Below are 23,013 nucleotides of genomic sequence, written 5' to 3' on the forward strand. Positions count from 1 at the left end.
TTATTCTAAATGTTTTGTAATAGCATCTGTTAGTAGTGTTTCATTAAGAGCACTTAATCGTCCGGGCGTTCCAATATCGTGCCAAATACCCTGATAATATTCAGCACTTGCCTTACTCTCACCAATCGCTCCACGCAATAATGGCGCTAATTTTGCTGCTTCGCCACGCTGAATAGCTGCAAATAAACTGGGATGATAAACACCTACTCCAGAAAATGTGTGCATATGCAATCCAGTGTTAGCTAACAGGCCATTCTCAATCGTAAAATCGCCTTGTGGGTGTTGCGGTGGATTATCAATTAACACTAAATGTGCCAGCATACTCTGCGGCAGTCTTATAGCTGCAAAATCAACCTCGGTAAAAATATCGCCATTTACTACTAGAAACGGCTCTACTTTTGTGCCGAACTCCGTCAGCAAAGGTAGCGCATTAGCAATGCCGCCCGCCGTTTCCAGCGCAATAACTTCCGGGCTATATTCAATGTGCAAGCCCCACTGGCTTCCATCGCCAAGCGCCGCTTCAATCTGGTGGCCTAAATGTGCATGATTGATGACAACTTCTTTAAAGCCTGCTTTAGCCAAGTTTTCCAAATGCCAAGTGATTAAAGCTTTCCCGCCCACCTGTAATAAGGGTTTGGGCGTGTGATCGGTCAGTGGGCGCATGCGCTCACCACGCCCGGCGGCTAAAATCATCGCTTTCATTGGTGCGTATTGGCTTTCGTTAAACTGATATTCATTAAGCTCGTTTCACTAATTCTGCTTTCAGCTAAAACGTAAAACCTTCTTGCTGTTTTACGTTTTCTAACTGATTCAACAAGCGCAGCATTGGGCGCAGTTCCACATAGCGCTCGCATACTTTGCGCAAGTAGCGCATCACCAGCGGCATATCTTTTAAATAGCCATCCTTGCCATCACGATGACTTAAGCGCGCAAATATACCTAATACTTTAATGTGTCGCTGTGCGCCTATCCATTCAAAATCGCGATAAAACTCACTAAAATCGTCTGGCACAGGCAATCCGGCTTTTTTAGCTGGCTGCCAATAACGCACCGCCCAATCAATGATCTGCTCTTCATCCCATTCGATATAAGCATCCTTTAACAGCGACACCAGATCATAAGTAATTGCACCATAAACCGCATCTTGGAAATCCAATACGCCAGGATTATTCGCCACAGTCACCATTAAGTTGCGCGAGTGATAGTCGCGATGCACAATCACCTGGCCTTGCGCCAGGATATTTTCATTCAGCACATTAAACGTATTGCTCAAAACCGCCTGTTGTTCGGCATTAAGACTAACGCCCAAATGTTTTGACACATACCAATCTGGAAAAAGCTGCATTTCACGCGTTAACAAGGCATCATCGTAATTTGGCAGAACGCCCGCCTGACTGTGCAACTGCATTTTAATTAACGCATCGGTAGCGTCGCCGTATAACAATTGCGTATGATTCAACTCATTACGGTGTGCATTTAATTGCGACAAATAAGTTGTATCACCCAAATCGCTTAACAGTAAAAATCCATTGGTTAAATCTTGCGCCAGAATTTGTGGCGCATTCAAACCAGCATCCAGCAGCAACTTGGCTATCTTCACAAAGGGCGCGCAATCCTCCTGCGGCGGCGGAGCATCCATGGCAATCAAGCTATGATGTCCCAGATAAGCATCAACTAAATGCACTCTAAAATAACGTCTAAAACTGGCATCGGCCGATGCAGTGGTTAAAGTAAAAGCTTGTTTGAGCGTAGCATTAAGCCAAACGGTTAATTCTAGTTGTCTATTATCCATTGTCTATCCAAGGCCAAGCCTTTTCAATCAGTCCGTTAATCATGTTGTTAGTTTTTGCTAATTTGTATTTTTTGATTAATATGCACGAGTGGCTTTATCACGTTTTAAATACAGTAGGTGAAACCAGTTATATACGATTTTATCATTCATCTGTAAAATAATAGGCGCAAGTTTAACTTAAACCATATTTGTCCATTAATTAGGTCTAATCTCTTAGAAATCATCATTGCAATATACTCGTTCAATTATTTATCACGCAAAGCATTTATCCGCGCTATTGGCCACGTTATTCATCTCTGGCTACGGCACTGTGGCGACTGCAGAAACGTTAAGTAAAGAATTATCGCAGGCACCAGAAACGATTTTACCAACCGCGCTGCCTGATGCCATTGAAATTGAAGGTGACGTTCTAGACATGTATTTAGATAGAAAAATGCGTGCTAGTGGTAACGCCTTGATTAGCAAAGGCGATCAAAAAATATACGGCGATACGATTGAGTATGATGTGCAGAATGATGAATTGCAGGTAAATGGCAATGCACGCATAGAACTACCTGACAGCCTGATCAAAGGCCCTGCACTTAAAATGCGCTTAAGTGAAAGCATCGGCGAAATGAAAGATGCTTCCATCACCCTGAATAAAACATACAGCAATACCGCACCACAAACTTCCTTACACAACAGCCCCAGTGTTTATACACAATCAAAATTACTCAATGCGCAAAGCACCTTAACTGACGACCCAAGACTGTATCAAGACAGTTACCGCGAAACTCCCGCGCCGATTGGCCAAGCGTCTATTGACCCTAAATTCAACTCTTCGCGCGGCGATGCCGAAGCGATTTTATTTGAAGGCCAGGATAAAAAACGGCTGTTGGGCGCGCGTTACACTACATGCGAAGCAGGCGTAGATGATTGGTATATTAAGGCCAAAGAAATTTCGTTGGATGATTACACACAATCGGGTAGTGCTAAAGGTGCTTATGTAGAATTTAAAGGTGTGCCGTTGCTTTACTCGCCTTGGTTAACTTTTTCGTTTAACAACGAACGTAAATCCGGTTTTTTAGCACCCTCTGTTGGCACCACCAGCCGCAGTGGTTTTGAAACGCTCATCCCTTATTACATTAATATTGCGCCAGATATGGATGCCACAGTCGCCACACGCTATCTAAGTAAACGTGGCATGCAATTACAAGGTGAGTTTAGATATTTAAATGAAGATTTTTCTGGCATTAACAGTGTTGAATATTTAGACAATGACAGCTTAAGTGGAAGTCGCCGCTACTATGCAAATTTTGCCCACAATCATCAATTAAGTGACAGATGGTCGGCTGGATATAATATTGAAAAAGTTTCTGATAACGAATATTTTTCCGAGATGTCCACACGTATTGTCAGCACCAGCCGTGTTAATCTGCCACAACAAGGCTTTGTAAATTATGTGGGGGATGTTTGGCAATTCAATGGATTGGCACAAAAATATCAAACCTTAGATGAAACCAACTATCCATATCAACGCCTACCGCAACTAACGTTGACTGCCGATAAAGAGTGGAAGTATTTTGATACCAATTTTTACAGCGAATGGACCTACTTTGACCGCAATGACAATGCGCCTATCGCGGCTACGGGTAGTCGTTTAACGCTTTACCCAAGTATTAGCGTGCCATTTACGCAATCGTATGGATTTATCACACCTAAGATCGGCATTCACTCCACCAGCTATCGCCTCAATGATAATAACTTCAATATCAATGGCAACACGGTTAGCAACAACTCGGCAAACCGTACTTTGCCTATTTTTAGTTTAGACAGCGGCTTGTATTTTGAGCGTGACACTAAGGTCGTTAAAAACAGATATACGCAAACCATCGAGCCGCGCCTGTTTTATGTATACATTCCCAATAAAGAGCAAGATTTATTACCAGTATTCGATTCAGCGCTGGCAGATTTAAACCTCTCTAGCCTATTTACTGAAAACCAGTTCACAGGTAACGATAGGGTTAATAACGCCAACCAATTAAGTTTAGCGGTTACCTCGCGCATGATTGATAAAGATACCGGAATTGAGCGCTTCGCCGCCACTATCGGGCAACGCTATTATTTCGACAATCAAAAAGTGGTATTACCAGGCACGGCTCAGCCCACCAACAACTCCTCTGACATCATCGCCGCAATGACTGCCAGACTATCAAATAAATGGAATCTGGACACTTTTTGGCAATACAACACAGATGGTGCAGGCATCGTCCGATCTAACATACTCGCCAGATACAACCCGGAACCCGGCAAGTTAATGAATGTCGGCTATCGTTATACCCAACAGTTTTTAGAGCAAATCAACGTTTCCGGGCAATGGCCTTTAAGCCGCGGCTGGTATGGCGTTGGTCGCTTTAACTACTCCGTACGCGAAAAAGCGTTGATTGAAAGTTTGGCTGGCATTGAATATGACGCCGGCTGTTGGCAAGCACGTACTGTCATTCAACGTGTAGAAACTGCAACTGCTGACGCAAACTATGGTCTATTCTTTCAACTCGAATTAGGCGGCCTGGCTTCTATTGGTTCAAACCCACTTAATTTGCTACGTCGTGATATTCCTGGCTACTTAAGTTCAGGCGAGCTTCCTAATATTTACAGGCAACAGAACTATAACCAATGAAATTAATGAATAAAATGACTGCTATCTTTAACTTATTGTTTTTAATGCTATTTTTATCCTCTTCCATCACGTTGGCGGCTACTAATAGTGCCGCTCCCGTCAAAATGGATCGCATTATCGCAGTTGTCGATCAAAGCGTGATTACCGAGCAAGAACTGGCCAATCGCATTAAAACCGTTTCTGCGCAACTAGAAAAACAAGGCACGCCATTACCTGCTCAAGAAGTGCTGGAAAAGCAAATTCTAGAACGTTTGATTGTCGATAGCCTGCAATTGCAATTAGCGGCACAAACTGGCCTAAAAGTGGATGACACTATGCTAGACAAAACCATTGAGCGCATTGCCGCGCAGAATAAAATGGATGTTGCCGAGTTTAAAGAGGCGCTGGAAAATGACGGCTTATCAATGCGGCAATTCCGTGAAGATATTCGTAACGAAATTACCATTTCACGTTTACGTGAGCGCGATGTCGATAATAAGTTAACCGTTTCAGATGGTGAAATTGATAACTTCTTAACCACGCAAGCGAATCGAGGTGACGACCAAGATGAATTTGAAATTTCACATATTTTAATCCGCACACCAGAAGACAGTTCACCTGAGGATTTAGAAAAAGCACGTACAAAAACAGAGACTGTCTTAAAAGAGCTGTCTGATGGAAAACCGTTTGCACAAGTGTCGGCCAGTTTCTCTGACACTCCGAATGCTTTGGAAGGCGGTCAAATGGGTTGGAAAACTGCTGCACAAATTCCTGCTTTATTTTTGGATGCTCTAAAACCGATGCAAGTGGGCGAAGTTTCAAAACCCATTCGTAGCCCAAACGGATTTCATATCCTGAAACTTACCAATCGTCGCGGTGGCGTTTCTACTTTAGTGGTTGACCAAACCCATGCGCGCCATATATTAATCAAGTTAAGCGAAGTGGTTTCTGAAAAAGACGCTAAACAAAAAATGGACTCTATTAAAGAGCGTTTAGATAATGGCGTTAAATTTGAAGAAATGGCGCGCCAATATTCTGAAGATGGCAGTGCCAGTAACGGCGGTGATTTAGGTTGGGTTAACCCTGGCGATACCGTGCCGCAATTTGAAAAGGCCATGAATGAATTAGGAATTGGCGAGTTCAGTGCGCCGGTGCAAACGCCTTTTGGCTGGCATATTATTCAAGTGTTAGAACGTCGCAAACAGGACATGAGCAAGGAAGCGACTAGATTAAAAGCACGTCAGGAAATTCGTGCACGGAAATCGGATGAGGCTTACCAAGACTGGGTAAGAGAATTGCGCGATCGTGCATTTGTTGAGCTACATTTAGAAGATAAATTCTAATACAGTTATTTGAATGCACTATTGCTTTGAGTAATTCATTACCTCGTATCGCAATCACCTCTGGCGAACCTGCTGGTATTGGCCCGGACATTTGCGTGCTTCTGTCGCAACTGGATATTGCTGCTGATATTACCGTGATTGGCGATACTGACGTATTAAAAAATCGCGCACAGCAACTCAATATTCAACTGGATATTGAGCCATATGAAATAGCGCAAAACGCACACTACCATCGCAAAAATACACTTAAAATACTGCATATCCCCACAGAAACAACCGTTAAAGCGGGCACATTAAACGCGCTTAATAGCCAATATGTATTGAATACGCTAACTTGCGCTTTGGATGGAACATTAAGCGGCGCGTTTGATGCCATCGTTACCGCGCCTGTGCATAAAGGCGTAATTAACGATGCTGGTATTCCTTTTACTGGGCATACCGAATTTCTAGCCGATTACACAAAAACACCGCAAGTGGTGATGATGCTGGTTGGCGGTGGCTTAAGAGTTGCGCTGGCAACTATCCACTTAGCACTAAAAAATGTACCTACCGCCATTACTAAAAAAAGTTTAGAAACGACGATTCGTATTTTGCACCACGATTTAGTGACTAAATTTGGATTGGCAAATCCACGTATTTTAGTTGCTGGACTTAACCCGCATGCAGGCGAGGATGGCTATTTAGGCCGTGAAGAAATTGACATTATTAACCCCGTATTAGACCAATTACGTGACGAAGGTATGCAACTGATTGGCGCGCTACCCGCAGATACCTTGTTCGCCAAGCACCATTTAAGCAAAGCCGACGCGGTGCTTGCCATGTATCACGACCAAGGATTGCCGGTGCTAAAACATGCTAGTTTTGGCGAAGGCGTCAATGTCACATTGGGTTTGCCAATCATCCGCACATCAGTCGATCACGGCACTGCCCTGGATTTGGCAGGCACGGGTGATATTGATATCGGCAGCATGTTAAGTGCGATTAAACTGGCCATTGAATTAGTGAGTAATCAACAATAATGAAACATGTTGCAAAAAAAAGATTCGGTCAAAATTTCTTAACTGACCAAGCAATCATCCGCAGCTTAATTGAAGCAATCAACCCACAAGTCAATCAAACCATCGTAGAAATTGGCCCGGGCCTTGGTGCATTAACCAAGCCACTTTTGGCAAAAATTGAGCGTTTGCATGTGGTAGAGATTGATCGCGATATCGTGTCTTGGATGCAGGCAGAATATGCAAAATCCGCTTACGCAAAAAATACGCTCACCATCAATAATGTCGATGCACTTAAATTTGACTTCTCAAACTTGGGTAGCAATTTGAGAGTAACGGGCAACCTGCCTTACAACATTTCCACACCAATTTTGTTTCACTTACTGGATAACGTCAGCCACATTACCGACATGCACTTTATGCTGCAAAAAGAAGTGGTCGAGCGCATGGTAGCGCAGCCTTCTACACCAGCATACGGACGACTTTCGGTCATGCTGCAATATTATCTGGCCATGGAATATTTAATTACCGTACCGCCAGAGGCATTTGAACCAGCGCCAAAAGTGGAGTCCGCTTTTGTACGCTGCGTGCCGCATGCCACATTGCCCTTTGTGGCTAAAGATACCAAGCTATTCGCCAAAGTAGTATTGGCAGCATTTGGACAGCGCCGCAAAACATTACGCAATACGCTGAAAGGCTTGCTGGATGACGCAGGGTTTGCTGCCCTCAACATTAACCCGCAATTACGCGCCGAAAATCTAAGCGTTGCCGAATTTGTCACTATCAGCAACTATCTTGGCAATTCGCTTGTTTGATATAATCACTTATTCCCAAAACTCCTTAACTTAAAGCTAGAGAAAACCCATGCGAATCATCTTACTTGGCGCACCCGGCGCAGGCAAAGGCACACAAGCCACTCACTTACGCGAAAAATTCAATATTCCACAAATTTCCACTGGCGATATGTTGCGCGCAGCAGTTAAAGCTGGCACGCCATTGGGTTTAGAAGCTAAAAGTTTTATGGATAGCGGCGGATTAGTGCCAGATGCAGTGATTATCGGCTTGGTGAGTGAGCGCATTAAAGAAGCCGACTGTGCAAATGGCTTTTTATTCGACGGCTTTCCACGCACAATTCCGCAAGCCGAAGCAATGAAACAAGCAGGCGTTGGCATTGATTACGTGGTTGAAATCGACGTGCCAGATGAAGCAATCGTAGAGCGCATGAGTGGCCGCCGTAGCCACCCGGCTTCTGGCCGCACTTATCATGTTAAATTCAATCCTCCAAAAGTGGCTGGCAAAGATGACGTAACTGGCGAAGATTTAGTGCAACGCGAAGATGATAAAGAAGAAACCGTCAAAACGCGCTTAAATGTCTACCATAGCCAAACCAAACCATTGGTTAAATACTACGTCGATTGGGCAAATAGTGGCTTACAAGGCGCCCCTAAGCATGTGTTTGTAAATGGCATTGGTGAGATGGAAACGATTAAGAATAATATTTTTGCGGCACTTAAGTAGACTGATTCAGATTAGTGTGTATGGAAGAACTAATGCAAACTATCGCTTGGGATGACTTCATCAAAGTGGAGCTGCGCGTTGGTCGTGTCGTAAATGCCATCGCGCTCCAAGAAGCTAAGAAGTCTGCCTACGTCCTGCATGTAGACTTCGGGGAAGAGCTTGGAATAAAAAAATCCAGCGCACAGATTACTGCTCTCTATCGTCCGGAAGAGCTTATCGGCAAGCTGGTAGTCGCGGTTGTCAATTTCCCGAAAAAACAAATTGGACCATTGATGTCTGAATGCTTGATAACTGGTTTTCATAATGAGCGTGGTGAGGTCGTACTATGCGTGCCCGATCAATCAGTTCCAATCGGGACTAAACTTCTGTGATTGTGGTTAACAATTCACTCAAACAAGCAAGCCTAGTTTCGATGAAATGAAATGCAATCGAGGGAAATGAATCACTGCATCCTTGACTTCACTTTACTTTACTTCATCAAGGCTACACTCGCCTACCCACTTGCTCAAATTTAATAACTTTAAATTGATGATAAGGAATTTCACGATGAAGCGCTTCCACATAGCCATTGCAGTTCAGGATATTAAGGAGTCGATTGCCGACTATACCGAGCGCTTGGGCCAAGTACCAGCCGCAATAGTGGAAGGAAAATATGCAATGTGGAGAACAGACTTGTTGAACTTCTCTATCAATCAAATTCCTGAGCGCGCAGGCCAGCTTCGACACCTTGGCTTTGAGGATGATGCGACCCAAGGTTTCACAAGCGTGTCTGACGTCAATGGCATTGAGTGGGAGTCATTTTCACAGAAGGAGCAAGACGAGCGAATTATTGCGATGTATGGAGTTCCGGTCAGAGGTTGAATTGAGGATTGGTCTAACCATTCATTCCATTAAAAGATCTAGTTTTTTAATATTAACTTCAAAATACCCTTACATGAAACCCATTACCCGCAGAGTCGTTCAAGCTATTTTTTATGAAATCGGCGCAGTTGCAATCACAAGCCCAATAATCGGGCTTGCATTCGACACGTCAGCCTCATCTGCATTGTATCTAGCAGTCATTATGTCAACGATTGCATTGGCGTGGAATTACGTTTTCAATGCAATTTTTGAGCGTTGGGAATCGCGTCAAGCAATTAAAGGTCGCTCAGTCTGGCGTCGCTTGGCGCATGGCATTGGTTTTGAAGGTGGTTTGGTGACGATGTTGGTGCCGCTAATGGCTTATTGGCTAAACATTTCGCTACTGAATGCCTTCTATGCCGAAATGGGCATATTGGCTGTTTTCTTTGTCTATGCAGTGGCTTTCACGTGGGCGTTTGATAAAGTATTTGGCCTGCCAGAATCTGCTATTTCGCATGCAGGAAAAATCTAAATTTCAATCGATTCTGCAAGTTAAATTTAAGATTTTTTTAAATACCTGCATGAGATCAAGCAATTCCAATCTGGTTTTGGCGCATAAAAATAGATTAACTATTACTGCACAAGGTGTTAATTAATATAAATTGCATAACCATTTTTGTTGGTTTTGGACTAAACTTTGGTAAATTATATTGTTAACTAGCTGCATTTTAAGCAAGAGACATTCGGTTTTAAGCTTCTATTTCAACAAAAAGAAGGACATATCAAAATGAAAGTTCGCGCATTAGTTTTATTCGGCGTATTGGGATTGTTTTTAGTCTTTATGATACTCAACTGGACAACGATTATGGCGCCAACAACGCTTAACTTAGGTGTTGCTGATGTCAATGCGCCGCTTGGCTTGGTGATGCTGGGCATGATTGCTTTGCTGACCGCGCTGTTTCTTGTCTTTATCGTTTATTTGCAAACATCGGTTTTGTTTGAAGCGCGCCGCCATGCCAAAGAATTACAAAATAACCGCGAACTGGCAGATAAAGCGGAAGCCTCTCGTTTTACCGAATTGCGTCAATTTATGGATGCAGAAATACAAAAACAGGCGGCCATTCAAGCAGAATCTAAATCTGATTTATTAAATAAATTAGACGTATTAAGCGTGGATATTCATCACGCAATTGATGTATCAGGCAATTCACTTTCTGCCTATATTGGCGAATTGGAAGATCGTCTTGAAACTAAACTTCCGATTCAGAAGTAATCATCTGCCTTAGCTTAATTTTCCGATTAATGTTTGAAAATAGGAGAATTAAGCTAAAAATTCAATTACTTAATCTAATTGGGTAGATTCTCTGCCAATTTCCTAGTTAAGTCTTGCAATAATCCATGCACAAGCAGCATTAAACATCACAGGCAATGCGAAAGCGCATGCCTTCAAGTATAATTTCGACATTCCTATTTAAGACAACCACCTTAAGAAAATCAGGCCATGCAACAGCAATACCCTTTTAAAGAAATCGAACAAGCCGCCCAAACTTATTGGGAACAAAATCAATCATTTGCTGCGTCTGAAAAATCTGACAAACCAAAATACTATTGCTTATCCATGTTTCCATATCCAAGTGGCCGTTTGCACATGGGTCATGTACGCAATTACACCATTGGTGATGTACTAAGCCGTTTTCATAAAATGAAAGGCTTTAATGTGATGCAGCCAATGGGCTGGGATGCGTTTGGCTTGCCTGCGGAAAATGCGGCGATAAAAAATAATACTGCGCCTGCAAAATGGACGTATGAAAATATTGAGCACATGAAAACACAGCTGAAGCAGCTGGGTTTAGGCGTGGATTGGGGGCGCGAGATTGCGACTTGCAAACCAGAATACTACAAATGGGAACAATGGCTTTTTACTGAACTATTTAAAAAAGGTTTGATTTACAAAAAAACCTCTACCGTCAATTGGGATCCTGTCGATGGCACGGTGCTAGCCAATGAGCAAGTGATTGATGGCCGCGGTTGGCGCAGTGGCGCGCTGGTAGAAAAGCGCGATATTCCACAGTATTTTATGAAAATCACTGCTTACGCTGAAGAGTTGCTAAACGATTTGGATAAACTGGATGGTTGGCCTGAGCAAGTTAAGACAATGCAACGTAACTGGATTGGCAAAAGCTATGGTTGCGAAGTAGAGTTTCCGATTATTGAGGTAAATGATAAGTTACAAAGTGGTAATTTGAAAGTTTACACCACCCGCCCAGATACCTTGATGGGCGCGACTTATGTGGCTGTAGCTGCTGAACACGCACTGGCGACTTTAGCTGCTCAAAATAATCCTGCATTGGCTGATTTTATCGCCGAATGCAAACGTGGCAGTGTGGCAGAAGCGGATGTTGCCACGGCTGAGAAAAAAGGCATGGATACAGGACTGTTTGTCACGCATCCATTAAATGGCGAGCAATTGCCGGTTTGGGTGGCTAACTACGTATTGGCGAGTTATGGTGAAGGTGCCGTAATGGCGGTGCCAGCACATGATGAGCGTGATTTTGAGTTTGCGAATAAATACAACTTACCCATTAAAGTGGTGATTCAACAATCAGATAACGATGTTCTACCGATGACAGAACATGGTGTTTTATTTAACTCTGCTCAATTTAACGGTTTGAACTTTGAAGCATCTTCAGACGCTATATCATCGGCACTTAACGCTAAAAATCTAGGTAAAAAACGCACCCAATTCCGTTTGCGCGATTGGGGAATTTCACGCCAGCGTTACTGGGGCTGTCCGATTCCAATTGTTCACTGCGAAAAATGTGGCGAAGTGCCAGTACCTGCTGAACAATTACCCGTTGCGCTACCCGAAAATGTGGTGATGGATGGCGTTGGTTCGCCGATTAAAAAAGATCCGAATTTTTACGAAACCACCTGCCCTACTTGCGGCGGTAAAGCCACACGCGAAACCGATACATTAGATACTTTCTTTGAGTCCTCATGGTATTTTGCACGCTATGCCAGCTTTGATAGCAACACGGCAATGGTCGATGAACGCGCAAACTATTGGTTGCCAGTCGACCAGTACGTAGGTGGTATTGAGCACGCTATTTTGCATTTACTTTACGCACGCTTCTTTAACAAACTGATGCGCGATGTTGGCTTGATTAGAAATGATGAGCCATTTACCAACTTGCTCACGCAAGGCATGGTATTAAAAGATGGTACTAAGATGAGTAAATCCAAAGGCAATACGGTAGATCCGCAAGCCTTGATTGATACTTATGGTGCCGATACCGCACGCTTGTTTATGATGTTTGCCGCACCGCCTGAGCAATCTTTAGAATGGGCTGATAGCGGCGTTGAAGGGGCGAACCGCTTTTTACGCAGACTGTGGAAAGCGGTATATGAACATGTTGAATCAGGCGTGATCGCGGCCTATACATCTGGCGACTTGACTGTTGAACTCAAAAATATCCGCTTACAACTACACTCAACCATTGAAAAAGTAGCCGACGATTATGGTCGCCGCCACAGCTTCAATACGGCCATTTCATCGGTGATGGAATTGATGAATGCGCTTGCCAAAATTGAAGGTACGGATGCTATAACAAGAAGCGTTCGCCAGGAAGTTTTACAGAATGTAGCGTTATTACTTTCACCTATCGTACCGCATATTTGCCAGGCTTTATGGGTAGAGCTTAAGCCTAACAGCCATATTTTAGAAGCGGGCTGGCCGATTGCCGATAAAACCGCCATGGTGCAGGATGAAGTGGAGCTGGTGCTACAAGTGAACGGAAAGTTGCGCGGCAATATGGTGGTTTCTAAACAATTGGCGAAGGAAGCGATTGAGCAATTAGCCATCACACAGCCTTGCATCACAAAATTTTTGGTAGATGGTCAAACTGTGCGTAAAATCATTGTTGTGCCGAATAAACTAGTCAACGTTGTGATTGGATAAAACTTGAATCTATCAAGCCTTAATGCATTTAATACCAGTGCTTTTAAAACTTTACGCATGCTGTTTTGCTTGTGTTTGCTTACCAGCCTTGTCGCTTGTGGCTTTCAACTGCGCGGTTCAGCAAGTATGGCTTTTAGCAGTATATTTATTCAAGGTAGCTCGTTAACGATTTCAAAAAATTTGCTTAAGTCATTAAAAACTAACGATATTAAGGTGTTAAGTTCCAGTGAAAATGCAGACCTTTTGCTTGATCTGATGGGCGAAGAAAGGGAAAAGCGTATTTTGTCATTAAGTGGACGTGGTCTGGTGAATGAGTTTGAATTGTTTTATCGCGTGCATTACCGCACAAAAAAAGCAGGTGCGGAGCTTTGGAGTCCGGTGCAAACGATCGAAGCGCGACGTGATTTCTCCTATAGCGATGCAAACTTGCTCGCCAAGCAGGGCGAAGAAAAGCGCTTAAATGAAAACATGCAGGCAGATGTATTAAGTAATTTAATCCGCAGGTTATCTGCACTTAAAAAATAATGTTCAATAATCAATAACAGTGCAGTTAGATTCAAATCAGCTTAAACAGCATTTGCTTAAAACTCTGGCACCACTGTATGTATTAGTGGGTGATGAGCCGCTGGCATTAAGTGAGTGTTTAGACAGTATACGACATGCAGCACGTAAAGCCGGTGCCGATGAACGTAATAGCTATATCGTAGAGCGCAATTTCAATTGGCAACAAATCAACCAATTCGCACAGGCTTTATCTTTATTTTCCGCGCTTCGTATTTTAGAAATTCATATCCCGAATGGCAAACCTGGTGTAGAAGGCGGCAAAGCATTGGCTGAGCTGTGCGCTAACTTGATTCCCGATACCACTACGATTATTGTGTTGCCAATACTAGAGCGTGATGCGAAAAATAGCGCTTGGTTCGGCGCATTGCAAAAAGCTGGTGTGGTGATTGATTTAAAAGAAATCTCACCAACCCACTTGCCACAATGGCTTGCAGCCAGGTTGGCACTGCAAAATCAATCAACCGACGCTATTTCACTGGCTTTTATTGCGCATCAGGTAGAAGGCAACTTGCTGGCAGCGCATCAGGAAATTCAAAAACTGGCGTTGCTGTATCCTGCTGGCGAAATTAGCCATGATGCAATACGCGAAGCTGTACTAAACGTATCACGCTTTGACGCCTTTCAGTTGGGAGATGCTGTGCTGACCGGCGATGCAGCGCGTGTAACTGCCATCCTGCAAGGCTTGCAGGATGAAGGCGAGCAAGTAGTCGCTGTGATGAATCCACTGATGTGGGTGTTACGACCACTAGTGCGTATTAAACAAGCAGAAGCACGCAATGAAAATATCATGACTGCCATGACCAATGCGCGGATTTATGGTGATAGACAAAACTTGGTCAAGCGTGCATTAAGCCGCCTCAGCCTGCGTCAGCTTGAAGCGGCATTGCAAAAGCTGTGCGATATTGATAAAACCGCCAAAGGCATGATGCAAGGTGATGCTTGGCTAGAGCTTTCCAGACTTTGCTTTGGCCTTGCCAAAGTACGCGGACGCTAATTACGTTGTCACAGCTGGCGAAGCAAAGATTTAGCCTAGGCAGCGCCCTGTAGTCTATTACATAGCAAAAACGTATAATGCCTGCTATGGACATTAAAAATTACATGCAAACGGTTGGCATTAGCGCACGTGCCGCATCACGCCTGATGGCTGCTGCTGACACCAATACTAAAAACCAGGCACTTCTACATATCGCCAGTGCTATATTGCGCGAAAAATCTGCACTAATCACTGCAAATCAACAGGATTTAGCCGCTGCGCGCGCCAATGGCTTAGATGATGCGATGTTAGATAGACTGACGCTATCTGAAAAATCCATCTTGACCATGGCAGAAGGTTTACAACAAATAGCTAACTTAGCCGACCCAATTGGCGAGATGAGTAATTTTAAATACCGCCCAAGTGGCATACAAATAGGCCAAATGCGTGTGCCATTGGGTGTAATTGGTATTATTTATGAAGCGCGACCAAATGTGACAGTAGACGCTGCCGGACTTTGCATTAAATCCGGCAATGCCTGTATTTTGCGGGGCGGTTCTGAAGCTATTCATTGTAATCAAGCACTGGCGAAACTAGTACATGAAGGTCTGGAGAAGACTGGACTGCCAAAGTCGGCCGTGCAAGTGATAGAAACCACAGACCGTGCGGCTGTAGGTGAATTAATCACCATGAAGCAATACGTGGATGTCATTGTGCCACGCGGCGGGAAAGGCTTAATCGAGCGCATTTCAAATGATGCTCGCATACCAGTTATCAAACATTTAGATGGTAATTGTCATGTATATATTGATGACGAGGCCGATCTTGCTAAAGCCCTGCCGATTTTAGAAAATAGCAAAGCGCAACGTTTAGGCACTTGCAACACGGCTGAATCACTATTGATTGCGCGTAGTGTTTCTGCATCAATGCTGCCAAAATTGGCGGCGATGTTAACGGCTAACGGCATTGAGATTCGTGGTTGTGCTGAAACACTCGCACTTGTGCCACAGGCAAAGCCAGCTACTGAAGAAGATTTTTATACAGAGTATTTAGCTGCGATTATCTCCTGCAAAGTAGTAGACGGCTTAGACGAAGCTATTGCGCATATTAACCAGCACTCCAGCCAACATACCGAAGTGATCGTGACTGAGAACTACACCAAAGCCAGACGCTTCTTACGCGAGGTAGACTCCAGCTCTGTCATGGTCAACGCTTCAACTAGATTCGCGGATGGTTTTGAGTATGGTTTAGGTGCAGAAATCGGCATTTCAACCGATAAGCTACATGCGCGCGGCCCTGTCGGCTTAGAAGGTTTAACATCGCTTAAATATATTGTATTAGGCAATGGGCAAACACGCGCCTAGCCTCATCCATTAAGAAAAATGCAACTTATTGGTGTCTTGGGCGGTACATTTAATCCAATTCATTTTGGCCATTTACGTTTGGCACAAGAACTCACGGATGCGCTGAACTTAAAAGAAGTCCGTTTCATTCCTGCTGCAAATCCGCCGCATAAAGATGCGCCTAGCGTTTCTGCTTTTCATCGCGCAGAAATGGTTAAACTGGCTATTGCAGATAATCCATCATTTAAATTAGATGAACGCGAATTACAGCGAGAAGGCGCCTCTTATACCATTGATACTTTAATCTCATTACGATCTAAAATCGGCCCTGAAGTCGCATTGTGTTTAATCATGGGAAGTGACGCATTCACCCGACTCAATACGTGGCATCGCTGGCAAGAAATTTTAGATTACTGCCACATTATATTGGTACAAAGACCTCCAATTACCGTCACAAATCAACCGCCACTAGCTAATGAGTTAACATTACTTTTACAAAACCATTACACTGAAAACGTAAGTGACTTAAGCGATCAAAATGCAGGGTTTATTCATATGCAAACAATAACGGCACTGAGCATTTCGTCTACTGCAATCAGATCCGCTTTTAAACTAAAACAAATTCCACGCTATTTAATGCCACAAACAGTCATTGATTATATTGCTATCAATCAGCTTTATGATTAAAGCTCGTTTTAAAACTATCGGTACAAAATAAAAAAGCCTCCATTTGGAGGCTTTTTTTGCAAAACAATTAGCTAATATGACTAATTAAGCTGCTTTTGCTTTGTTACGACGACGTGCAACAGCGAAAGCACCTAAGGCTGAAGCCATTAATGGCAATGCAGCTGGAACTGGAACTGTGTTTACCACGCCAACAACATAGTCATCGTAGTCAGCATTAACTGTTGCTGTATCGTTGTATCCGATTAAGAAATCAAATAATTGACCGTTAGCATCTGTTAGACCAAATGTGTTCGCAAAGAACAAGATACCTCTGTGTTCTTGATTAACGTCACCATTGTAAAAAATGCTTCCTAATCCATCCTCACCGAAGCCAAAGTTAACATCTTGACCAGCTAAAACAGCCATACTATCAGTGCCGCCAAGAGCACCACCGTTACTAGTACCATTCAATTGTGAGCCACCAAGATAAAAGTTACCAAGTGAAGCAACTTGACCTAAATAGGTAGCAGTGAAGATACCGTCAGTTAAAGCTCTTAAAGTACCTGAAGTACCAGATAAGTAGCCACCTTCTGCAATAATATCAATTGGGCCCCAGCCACCGTCAGATGGAGTAATAACAACTGCGGCCTCATTGTAAACTTCCAGATTACCTACAACAGTTGCACTTGCCATTGACGCTGACAACGCAAAACCTAGTGCGATTAAAATCTTTTTCATATTAATTCCCCTATTAAAATTAAAACTAAACCTGCTAAAAGTTGATACCTAAATTTGACAGTTCTAATCATAGGGAGGTGGGTACTTTGCAACAATAGCCCATACGGGCTAACGAAAAGCGATTAGTGCTGAAAATCAACACTAATAAGAGATATCTATCTGAATTAATTCATTAAACTTATATAAGACGAATCAATTTATAGATTAAATTGTTTAACTAAATGTAGTTTTTTCGCAATTGTCGCCACATTATTGTTGTAATACTGCATTTTTGGCTCTATTGGATTTGCAACCCAACCCGCCAAATTTACGCTTCTGGCATTAATCGCTTCTGCCGTGAGCAACGCATGGTTTATGCAGCCCAATTTCATGCCGACGACCAATATTATAGGGATATTTAGCTGGTTCGCCAAATCGGCCATGCTGTCTGTCTCATTAAGTGGTACTAAAAAACCACCCGCGCCTTCTACGATTACAATATCGGCTAGTTCACTTAGCGCATCGAAAGCTTGTTTAATGACGGCTATTTCAATGGATTTTCCAGCCAACTCAGCGGCAATATGCGGTGCAATCGGCTCGTTAAAACTATAAGGGTTCGTTAACACACGTGGAGCTTTAACATTGCTGACGGCTTCTAGCTGCAACACATCATCATTCACCCACTCACCATCAACCAATTCGCAACCCGCCGCCACCGGTTTCATGCCGATGACTTTGTAGTCTTGCGCGACATATTGTTGAATCAACTTGCAGGCAATATAGGTTTTTCCTACGCCCGTATCAGTGCCTGTGATAAAAAATGCTTGTTTCATTGATGCGACATTTATTTATAGGTTTTAAAAGTAATCGGCGAAACGCCAAGGCCTAAATCAGGCTTAATATCGGCCTTCCAGGCGTGTCCATACACCACTTCAAACGTAGCCGGAAGTTTTCCACCCTCCTCTAAACTTTGGCGAAATTGCTCATATTGTTGTGTTAACTGCTGTAGAAATCCGCGTCCTTGCAAGCCGCGTGCACGACCTTCAGTTGCGTTGTGCGCACCAATGGACTTTAAGTCTTTCATGACACTTTTTACATCATCATAAGTGAGTGTATAGCGCTCTACATCCAGCACTGGCGCGCTGAAACCCGCGCGAGTTAGGGCATCACCAATATCATGCATATCGATAAAACGGCTAACATGAGTATGGCCATTGCTACTAGCTACGCGCAGCTCTTTTAAAGTGTCCGGCCCAAACGTACTAAACATAAATAAGCCATTTGGCTGTAATGTTCGACTAACTTCGCTAAATGCGGCGTCTAAATCATTGCACCACTGCAAAGCCAGATTCGACCACACCATGCCCAAACTACCATTGGCTATTGGCAATCGCTCAATATCTGCACAAACTAAGTTTTTTTGTCTTAATAATTTGCTTAGCCATTTTTTAAGTACGGGCTGTTGCTGATGCGTTTTTTGTAGCATACCAAGCGCAATATCCAGCGATATTACTTGTGCGCGACTAAACTTTTTTTGTAATGCAAAACTGCCATGCCCAGTGCCACACCCTGCGTCCAGTATCACTTTCGGCTTAATTTTAACCAAGTCTAATCGACTGAGCATTTCGGTACGAACCAGCTTCTGCAGGATGGCTGCGGCGTCATATGTCTGCGCTGCACGGTCAAACGACGCGCGTACTCGCGCTTTATCCATCCAATAATCGTCTTGCGGATTTAATTCTTGCATTAAGGCTCTAAAAATTGATTGAGTGCTGTGATAAATTGTTCTGAATGTGACAGGAATGGCGCATGTGCACTACCTGAAATAACACGTAAAAACCCATGCGGAAGATGCTGCATCATCCAATGCGCAGCCTGTACAGGTGCTAATGTGTCGCGATCACCATGAATCAGCAACGTGGGTTTGCGAATACTGCCCACCTCATCGCGCAGGTCCGTATCCAATAAAACCTGCAACGCGCGCTGTAGCGTGGTTTGTGTAGGCGTAGGCCGTGTTTCAAAGCTGGCGCGCAATTGTTTAAGTGTACTGCGTGCGTCATCTGACTTCATGCATTGCAAGGTTAAAAATTGCAATATGGTCGCTTTGTAATCGCTGTTAACTGCGTTTGCAAACGACTCAAAATTAGCGGAGTCTATGCCCGCATCCCAATCAGCCTTATTCACAAAACAAGGAGTTGAGCCGACTAAGACTAAACGTCGAATACGGTCAGGCTGATTTAAGGCAATACGTTCTGCAATCAATCCACCCAGTGACCAGCCCAGCACATCCGAAACACCCGGGATTACTTGCGCGACTTCATCTGCCAATGTGTGTAAATGATACGGCTCAATCGGGCGGCTATTACCCATGCCAGGCAAATCGACCAAATACAGCATATATTGCGTAGACAATCTTTTAATCAACGGCTGCCAAACACCGCTATGCATGCCCCAACCGTGCAACATCACCAGTGGTTGGCCTTGCCCAATTATTTCAACATGCGCGCTCATACTGTTTGAATACTTTCAGTCATCGCCTGTTCTGCATCGTTAATCGCATTCGCTAACCGTAACACATCGTCAACAGAATGTGCCGCCGATAACGAAATGCGTAGTCGTGCAGTATTTACCGGCACCGTCGGCGGGCGAATCGCTGGCACCAAAATCCCAAGCGCTTGCAAGTGCTCACTTAAAGCTAAAGCCGCGTGGTTACTGCCAACGATTAAGGGTTGAACTGCTGTATATGATGGCAATAATTGCCAATTTTTTAGGCTTAAATTTGCTTTAAGTGTCGCAATTAGGGCATTTAAATGCACACGTAAGTCATCACCATCTTCAATCAGTTCAACTGATGCTGACAATGTTGCAGAAAGTGCTGGCGGTGCTGGCGTTGAGTAAACGTAACTATTGGCTTTTTGAATCAGGTAATCAATCACCACCTGCTCGCCAGCCACAAACGCACCAGCAACACCAGCTGCTTTACCCAGAGTTGCCATCATGATAATGCGTGGCGATTTTAAATTTAAGTGACTTAAACTGCCTTTACCATTTTTGCCCAATACGCCAAAACCGTGCGCATCATCTATATAAAGATAGGCATCATATTTTTCACATAACGCCAGATACTCAGCCAATGGTGCAATATCGCCATCCATACTAAACACTGCATCGGCGGCAATCAGTTTATGCTTCGCAGTGCTTTCTTTTAGTAACTTCTCCAGCGCTACCACATCATTATGTGGAAAACGATGGAACGCTGCACGTGATAAATACGCACCTTCATTTAAACAAGCATGGTTTAATTTATCGGCAAAAATCGCGTCATGTCGCCCCATTAATGCACCAATCACGCCAATATTCGCCATGTAACCTGTCGAAAACAATAATGCAGCTGGCATTTCGACAAATTGTGCCAATTTTTTTTCTAGTGCATCGTGATAACGATGATGGCCGGTGATTAAATTAGACGCGCCACTGCCGACACCGGAATCACCTGCCGCTTTTTGCATTGCAGCAATTAATTTGGGATGATTGGCCAAACCCAGATAATCATTGCTGCAAAAGGATAAAAAATGTTTATCGTTGGCAACGATATGCTCAGCTTGCGGTGAGTCCAGCAATCGGCGCTGGCGTAATAAGCCATCAGCCTTGCGCTGGATCAGCTCATTTCTTAAGCCCGAAAAAAGACTTAATTCCAAGCTTAATTCATCTTTCAATGCAGTTAACATTTCTTGAATAAGGGTAAGATTAGTTTAAATCTACGGCTTAGATTTTATTAATGCCCAGTTTGGCGAATAATTTTTTATCCGTTGCCGCTTCCGGGTTACCTGTCGTTAATAATTTTTCACCATAAAAAATACTATTCGCACCCGCAATAAAACAGAGTGCCTGAATACCTTCGTGCATGCTTTGGCGGCCTGCGGATAAACGCACAAAACTATTCGGCATAGTGATGCGAGCAGCCGCAATCGTGCGCACAAATTCCAGCGGATCCAACTCCTCTGTGCCATGCAATGGCGTTCCTTCTACTTGCGTCAACAAATTAATGGGCACACTTTCAGGCGGGCGCTCCATATTTGCCAATTGGGCCAACAAGCCAGCGCGTTGATTGCGTGATTCGCCCATACCGATGATGCCACCACTGCAGACATTAATGTCCGCGCTACGCACGCGGCCAAGCGTGTCTAATCTATCTTGATAAGTACGTGTCGTAATCACATCACCATAAAATTCTGGCGCCGTGTCTAAATTATGATTGTAGTAATCCAAGCCAGCATCTTTTAACTGCTCAGCCTGACCTTCTTTTAACATACCTAAAGTGGCGCAAGTTTCTAAGCCCATGGCTTTCACTTCTTGAATCATTTTCAGCACTGGCTCAAGATCGCGCTGTTTTGGGCCACGCCAAGCTGCACCCATACAGAAACGGCTCGCACCATTGTCTTTCGCCTCTTGTGCGGCAGCCAGTACTTCATCCAGTTTCATCAAAGGTTCAGCTTCAACGTCCGTATGGTAACGCGCCGCTTGTGGGCAATAGCCGCAATCTTCAGAACAGCCACCGGTTTTAATAGATAAAAGTGTGCTGACCTGCACTGCATTAGGGTCAAAATTTGCGCGGTGGATGGTTTGTGCCTGATTGATCAAATCGCTAAATGGCAGCTCAAACAAAGCCACAATTTCATCCACACTCCAGCGATTAACCGTTACTGCTTCGCAGGCGCTACGTTTTAGCCCATCTGTATTTATAACGGACTCATTCAGTATAATAGATTCATTCACAGAGTTTTGGCTTTGGTTTTTGACTGTTTCAAGCATGGTGCATTTCCCTTGAGATTACTGAGGTTATGTGGCTATTTTTATTAGAGTTATTGACACTATTTAACCCAAATTATAAGCTGTAAAGACAATATGAAGCAAACAATAAACAATTGGCTAAAAAATAGTCACTTGTTAAATATTAAGTCAATCGCTTCAATTTTTTTAAAACCACACTGCTTTTTATGTGCCACGAATCGAACGCAAAAACATGGATTATGCAGTGGCTGCTTAAACGACTTAACTTGGGCGCCTGCCAATAGCTGTCTGCAATGCGGCTTAATTTCAGATGGAAACCTGTGTGGCAGTTGCATCAGCTCACCGCCAGATTTCAATGCGACCCATGCCGTTTTTATATATGCTTATCCAATTGACACCATGATACAACGCTATAAATATGGTACATCGTTGAGCCTGAGCCATGCGTTTGGGCAATTACTTAATGAAAAAATACGCTTAATAAATAACGTTGACGCGATCGACTTAATCATTCCGATGCCCATGCACCCCACACGTTTAAAAGAACGCGGCTTTAACCAGGCGCTTGAAATCGCTAAAGTTTTAGACAGCCTGTTATGCAAAAGTAAGATATCAAAACTGGATTACAAAAACGCTATACGCAAAACGCTTACGCCACCGCAAGCCAGCTTGCCGTTGAAACAACGCGTTAAGAATATCAAAGGTGCGTTTAAAATAAATAAAGATTTAACCGGCAAACGCATCGCAATTGTAGATGATGTGATGACCACAGGCGCAAGCTTAAACGAGTTGGCTAAAACCTTAAAACAAGCAGGCGCAACACATGTAGAATGCTGGGTGATTGCACGCACGCTACCACATTAAGAACTGAAACC

Annotated in this window: 23 protein-coding genes; 15 read left to right on the forward strand and 8 right to left on the reverse strand. The window is 43.6% G+C overall.

The annotated features are described in order from the left end of the window. Complete coding sequence (murU, locus tag K370_RS04975) at positions 1-702, reverse strand: N-acetylmuramate alpha-1-phosphate uridylyltransferase MurU (protein WP_047539478.1); 702 nt, start codon at positions 700-702, stop codon at positions 1-3. Positions 703-766: 64 nt separating this feature from the next. Continuing rightward, positions 767-1,792 carry an aminoglycoside phosphotransferase family protein gene (locus K370_RS04980; RefSeq protein WP_047539480.1) on the reverse strand — a complete coding sequence of 342 codons (1,026 nt, stop codon included), beginning with the start codon at positions 1,790-1,792 and terminating at the stop codon, positions 767-769. Positions 1,793-2,018: 226 nt separating this feature from the next. Between K370_RS04980 and K370_RS04985 the strand changes: the two genes are divergently transcribed. The 14 genes from K370_RS04985 (at position 2,019) to nadD (ending at position 16,651) form a co-directional block, all read left to right on the forward strand. Next, positions 2,019-4,451: an LPS-assembly protein LptD gene (locus tag K370_RS04985; protein ID WP_047539481.1), complete on the forward strand. Its 2,433-nt coding sequence runs from the start codon at positions 2,019-2,021 to the stop codon at positions 4,449-4,451. Next, complete coding sequence (locus K370_RS04990; protein WP_047539483.1) at positions 4,448-5,773, forward strand: peptidylprolyl isomerase; 1,326 nt, start codon at positions 4,448-4,450, stop codon at positions 5,771-5,773. Before K370_RS04985 ends, K370_RS04990 begins: the two co-directional genes overlap by 4 nt. Before the next feature lie 26 nt (positions 5,774-5,799). Beyond that, positions 5,800-6,792 carry a 4-hydroxythreonine-4-phosphate dehydrogenase PdxA gene (gene pdxA / locus K370_RS04995; protein WP_047539484.1) on the forward strand — a complete coding sequence of 331 codons (993 nt, stop codon included), beginning with the start codon at positions 5,800-5,802 and terminating at the stop codon, positions 6,790-6,792. Next, complete coding sequence (gene rsmA, locus K370_RS05000) at positions 6,792-7,583, forward strand: 16S rRNA (adenine(1518)-N(6)/adenine(1519)-N(6))-dimethyltransferase RsmA (RefSeq protein ID WP_047539487.1); 792 nt, start codon at positions 6,792-6,794, stop codon at positions 7,581-7,583. Before pdxA ends, rsmA begins: the two co-directional genes overlap by 1 nt. A gap of 49 nt (positions 7,584-7,632) precedes the next feature. After that, positions 7,633-8,286 carry an adenylate kinase gene (gene adk / locus K370_RS05005; RefSeq protein ID WP_047539489.1) on the forward strand — a complete coding sequence of 218 codons (654 nt, stop codon included), beginning with the start codon at positions 7,633-7,635 and terminating at the stop codon, positions 8,284-8,286. 32 nt (positions 8,287-8,318) lie between these two features. Further along, positions 8,319-8,657 carry a tRNA-binding protein gene (locus K370_RS05010; RefSeq protein ID WP_047541657.1) on the forward strand — a complete coding sequence of 113 codons (339 nt, stop codon included), beginning with the start codon at positions 8,319-8,321 and terminating at the stop codon, positions 8,655-8,657. Between the two features lie 175 nt (positions 8,658-8,832). Next, complete coding sequence (locus K370_RS05015) at positions 8,833-9,147, forward strand: hypothetical protein (RefSeq protein ID WP_047541658.1); 315 nt, start codon at positions 8,833-8,835, stop codon at positions 9,145-9,147. A 73-nt stretch (positions 9,148-9,220) separates the two neighbouring features. Beyond that, complete coding sequence (locus tag K370_RS05020; protein WP_047539491.1) at positions 9,221-9,658, forward strand: PACE efflux transporter; 438 nt, start codon at positions 9,221-9,223, stop codon at positions 9,656-9,658. 255 nt (positions 9,659-9,913) lie between these two features. After that, on the forward strand, positions 9,914-10,399 hold the full coding sequence (locus K370_RS05025) for a hypothetical protein (RefSeq protein WP_047539493.1): 486 nt from the start codon (positions 9,914-9,916) through the stop codon (positions 10,397-10,399). A 228-nt stretch (positions 10,400-10,627) separates the two neighbouring features. Next, on the forward strand, positions 10,628-13,084 hold the full coding sequence (gene leuS, locus K370_RS05030) for a leucine--tRNA ligase (protein WP_047539495.1): 2,457 nt from the start codon (positions 10,628-10,630) through the stop codon (positions 13,082-13,084). A 3-nt stretch (positions 13,085-13,087) separates the two neighbouring features. After that, on the forward strand, positions 13,088-13,609 hold the full coding sequence (gene lptE / locus K370_RS05035; RefSeq protein ID WP_235272696.1) for an LPS assembly lipoprotein LptE: 522 nt from the start codon (positions 13,088-13,090) through the stop codon (positions 13,607-13,609). Between the two features lie 19 nt (positions 13,610-13,628). Further along, a complete protein-coding gene (gene holA, locus K370_RS05040) occupies positions 13,629-14,642 on the forward strand; it encodes a DNA polymerase III subunit delta (protein WP_047539497.1) in 1,014 nt (337 codons plus the stop codon). 86 nt (positions 14,643-14,728) lie between these two features. Beyond that, positions 14,729-15,985 (forward strand): glutamate-5-semialdehyde dehydrogenase, encoded by a 1,257-nt coding sequence (locus K370_RS05045; protein ID WP_047541662.1) that lies wholly within the window; start codon positions 14,729-14,731, stop codon positions 15,983-15,985. 18 nt (positions 15,986-16,003) lie between these two features. Further along, a complete protein-coding gene (gene nadD / locus K370_RS05050) occupies positions 16,004-16,651 on the forward strand; it encodes a nicotinate-nucleotide adenylyltransferase (protein ID WP_047539499.1) in 648 nt (215 codons plus the stop codon). 84 nt (positions 16,652-16,735) lie between these two features. Here the strand turns inward: nadD and K370_RS05055 are convergent, their stop codons facing one another. From K370_RS05055 to bioB, 6 genes are all read right to left on the reverse strand, one after another. Next, on the reverse strand, positions 16,736-17,368 hold the full coding sequence (locus K370_RS05055) for a VPLPA-CTERM sorting domain-containing protein (RefSeq protein ID WP_047539500.1): 633 nt from the start codon (positions 17,366-17,368) through the stop codon (positions 16,736-16,738). A gap of 197 nt (positions 17,369-17,565) precedes the next feature. Continuing rightward, positions 17,566-18,180: a dethiobiotin synthase gene (gene bioD / locus K370_RS05060; RefSeq protein WP_047539501.1), complete on the reverse strand. Its 615-nt coding sequence runs from the start codon at positions 18,178-18,180 to the stop codon at positions 17,566-17,568. Positions 18,181-18,191: 11 nt separating this feature from the next. Further along, positions 18,192-19,094: a malonyl-ACP O-methyltransferase BioC gene (gene bioC, locus K370_RS05065; protein WP_047539505.1), complete on the reverse strand. Its 903-nt coding sequence runs from the start codon at positions 19,092-19,094 to the stop codon at positions 18,192-18,194. Further along, positions 19,094-19,858, reverse strand: a complete 765-nt coding sequence (bioH, locus tag K370_RS05070; RefSeq protein ID WP_047539507.1) for a pimeloyl-ACP methyl ester esterase BioH — start codon at positions 19,856-19,858, stop codon at positions 19,094-19,096. Before bioH ends, bioC begins: the two co-directional genes overlap by 1 nt. Further along, positions 19,855-21,075 (reverse strand): 8-amino-7-oxononanoate synthase, encoded by a 1,221-nt coding sequence (gene bioF / locus K370_RS05075; RefSeq protein WP_047539509.1) that lies wholly within the window; start codon positions 21,073-21,075, stop codon positions 19,855-19,857. The genes bioH and bioF overlap by 4 nt, the downstream gene beginning before the upstream one ends. 37 nt (positions 21,076-21,112) lie before the next feature. Beyond that, positions 21,113-22,159: a biotin synthase BioB gene (gene bioB / locus K370_RS05080; RefSeq protein ID WP_081977163.1), complete on the reverse strand. Its 1,047-nt coding sequence runs from the start codon at positions 22,157-22,159 to the stop codon at positions 21,113-21,115. 93 nt (positions 22,160-22,252) lie between these two features. On the opposite strand from bioB, the gene K370_RS05085 reads away from it, so the two are divergent. Next, entirely contained in the window at positions 22,253-23,002 is a 750-nt protein-coding gene (locus K370_RS05085) for a ComF family protein (protein ID WP_047539511.1), read from the forward strand. Positions 23,003-23,013: the final 11 nt, after the last annotated feature.

The sequence above is a fragment of the Methylotenera versatilis 7 genome (assembly GCF_000799165.1).
GTDB classification, from domain to species: domain Bacteria; phylum Pseudomonadota; class Gammaproteobacteria; order Burkholderiales; family Methylophilaceae; genus Methylotenera_A; species Methylotenera_A versatilis_A.

Excerpts from the sequence above, each read along its gene's own strand:
- K370_RS05015 (WP_047541658.1), top strand. The coding sequence starts at position 8,833 with ATGAAGCGCTTCCACATAGCCATTGCAGTTCAGGATATTAAGGAGTCG.
- bioC (WP_047539505.1), bottom strand. The coding sequence starts at position 19,094 with ATGCAAGAATTAAATCCGCAAGACGATTATTGGATGGATAAAGCGCGA.
- rsmA (WP_047539487.1), top strand. The coding sequence starts at position 6,792 with ATGAAACATGTTGCAAAAAAAAGATTCGGTCAAAATTTCTTAACTGAC.
- bioF (WP_047539509.1), bottom strand. The coding sequence starts at position 21,075 with ATGTTAACTGCATTGAAAGATGAATTAAGCTTGGAATTAAGTCTTTTT.
- K370_RS05020 (WP_047539491.1), top strand. The coding sequence starts at position 9,221 with ATGAAACCCATTACCCGCAGAGTCGTTCAAGCTATTTTTTATGAAATC.
- bioH (WP_047539507.1), bottom strand. The coding sequence starts at position 19,858 with ATGAGCGCGCATGTTGAAATAATTGGGCAAGGCCAACCACTGGTGATG.
- bioB (WP_081977163.1), bottom strand. The coding sequence starts at position 22,159 with ATGCTTGAAACAGTCAAAAACCAAAGCCAAAACTCTGTGAATGAATCT.
- K370_RS05010 (WP_047541657.1), top strand. The coding sequence starts at position 8,319 with ATGCAAACTATCGCTTGGGATGACTTCATCAAAGTGGAGCTGCGCGTT.
- K370_RS05085 (WP_047539511.1), top strand. The coding sequence starts at position 22,253 with ATGAAGCAAACAATAAACAATTGGCTAAAAAATAGTCACTTGTTAAAT.
- adk (WP_047539489.1), top strand. The coding sequence starts at position 7,633 with ATGCGAATCATCTTACTTGGCGCACCCGGCGCAGGCAAAGGCACACAA.
- K370_RS05025 (WP_047539493.1), top strand. The coding sequence starts at position 9,914 with ATGAAAGTTCGCGCATTAGTTTTATTCGGCGTATTGGGATTGTTTTTA.
- K370_RS04980 (WP_047539480.1), bottom strand. The coding sequence starts at position 1,792 with ATGGATAATAGACAACTAGAATTAACCGTTTGGCTTAATGCTACGCTC.
- nadD (WP_047539499.1), top strand. The coding sequence starts at position 16,004 with ATGCAACTTATTGGTGTCTTGGGCGGTACATTTAATCCAATTCATTTT.
- murU (WP_047539478.1), bottom strand. The coding sequence starts at position 702 with ATGAAAGCGATGATTTTAGCCGCCGGGCGTGGTGAGCGCATGCGCCCA.
- leuS (WP_047539495.1), top strand. The coding sequence starts at position 10,628 with ATGCAACAGCAATACCCTTTTAAAGAAATCGAACAAGCCGCCCAAACT.
- K370_RS05045 (WP_047541662.1), top strand. The coding sequence starts at position 14,729 with ATGGACATTAAAAATTACATGCAAACGGTTGGCATTAGCGCACGTGCC.
- K370_RS05055 (WP_047539500.1), bottom strand. The coding sequence starts at position 17,368 with ATGAAAAAGATTTTAATCGCACTAGGTTTTGCGTTGTCAGCGTCAATG.
- bioD (WP_047539501.1), bottom strand. The coding sequence starts at position 18,180 with ATGAAACAAGCATTTTTTATCACAGGCACTGATACGGGCGTAGGAAAA.
- K370_RS04990 (WP_047539483.1), top strand. The coding sequence starts at position 4,448 with ATGAAATTAATGAATAAAATGACTGCTATCTTTAACTTATTGTTTTTA.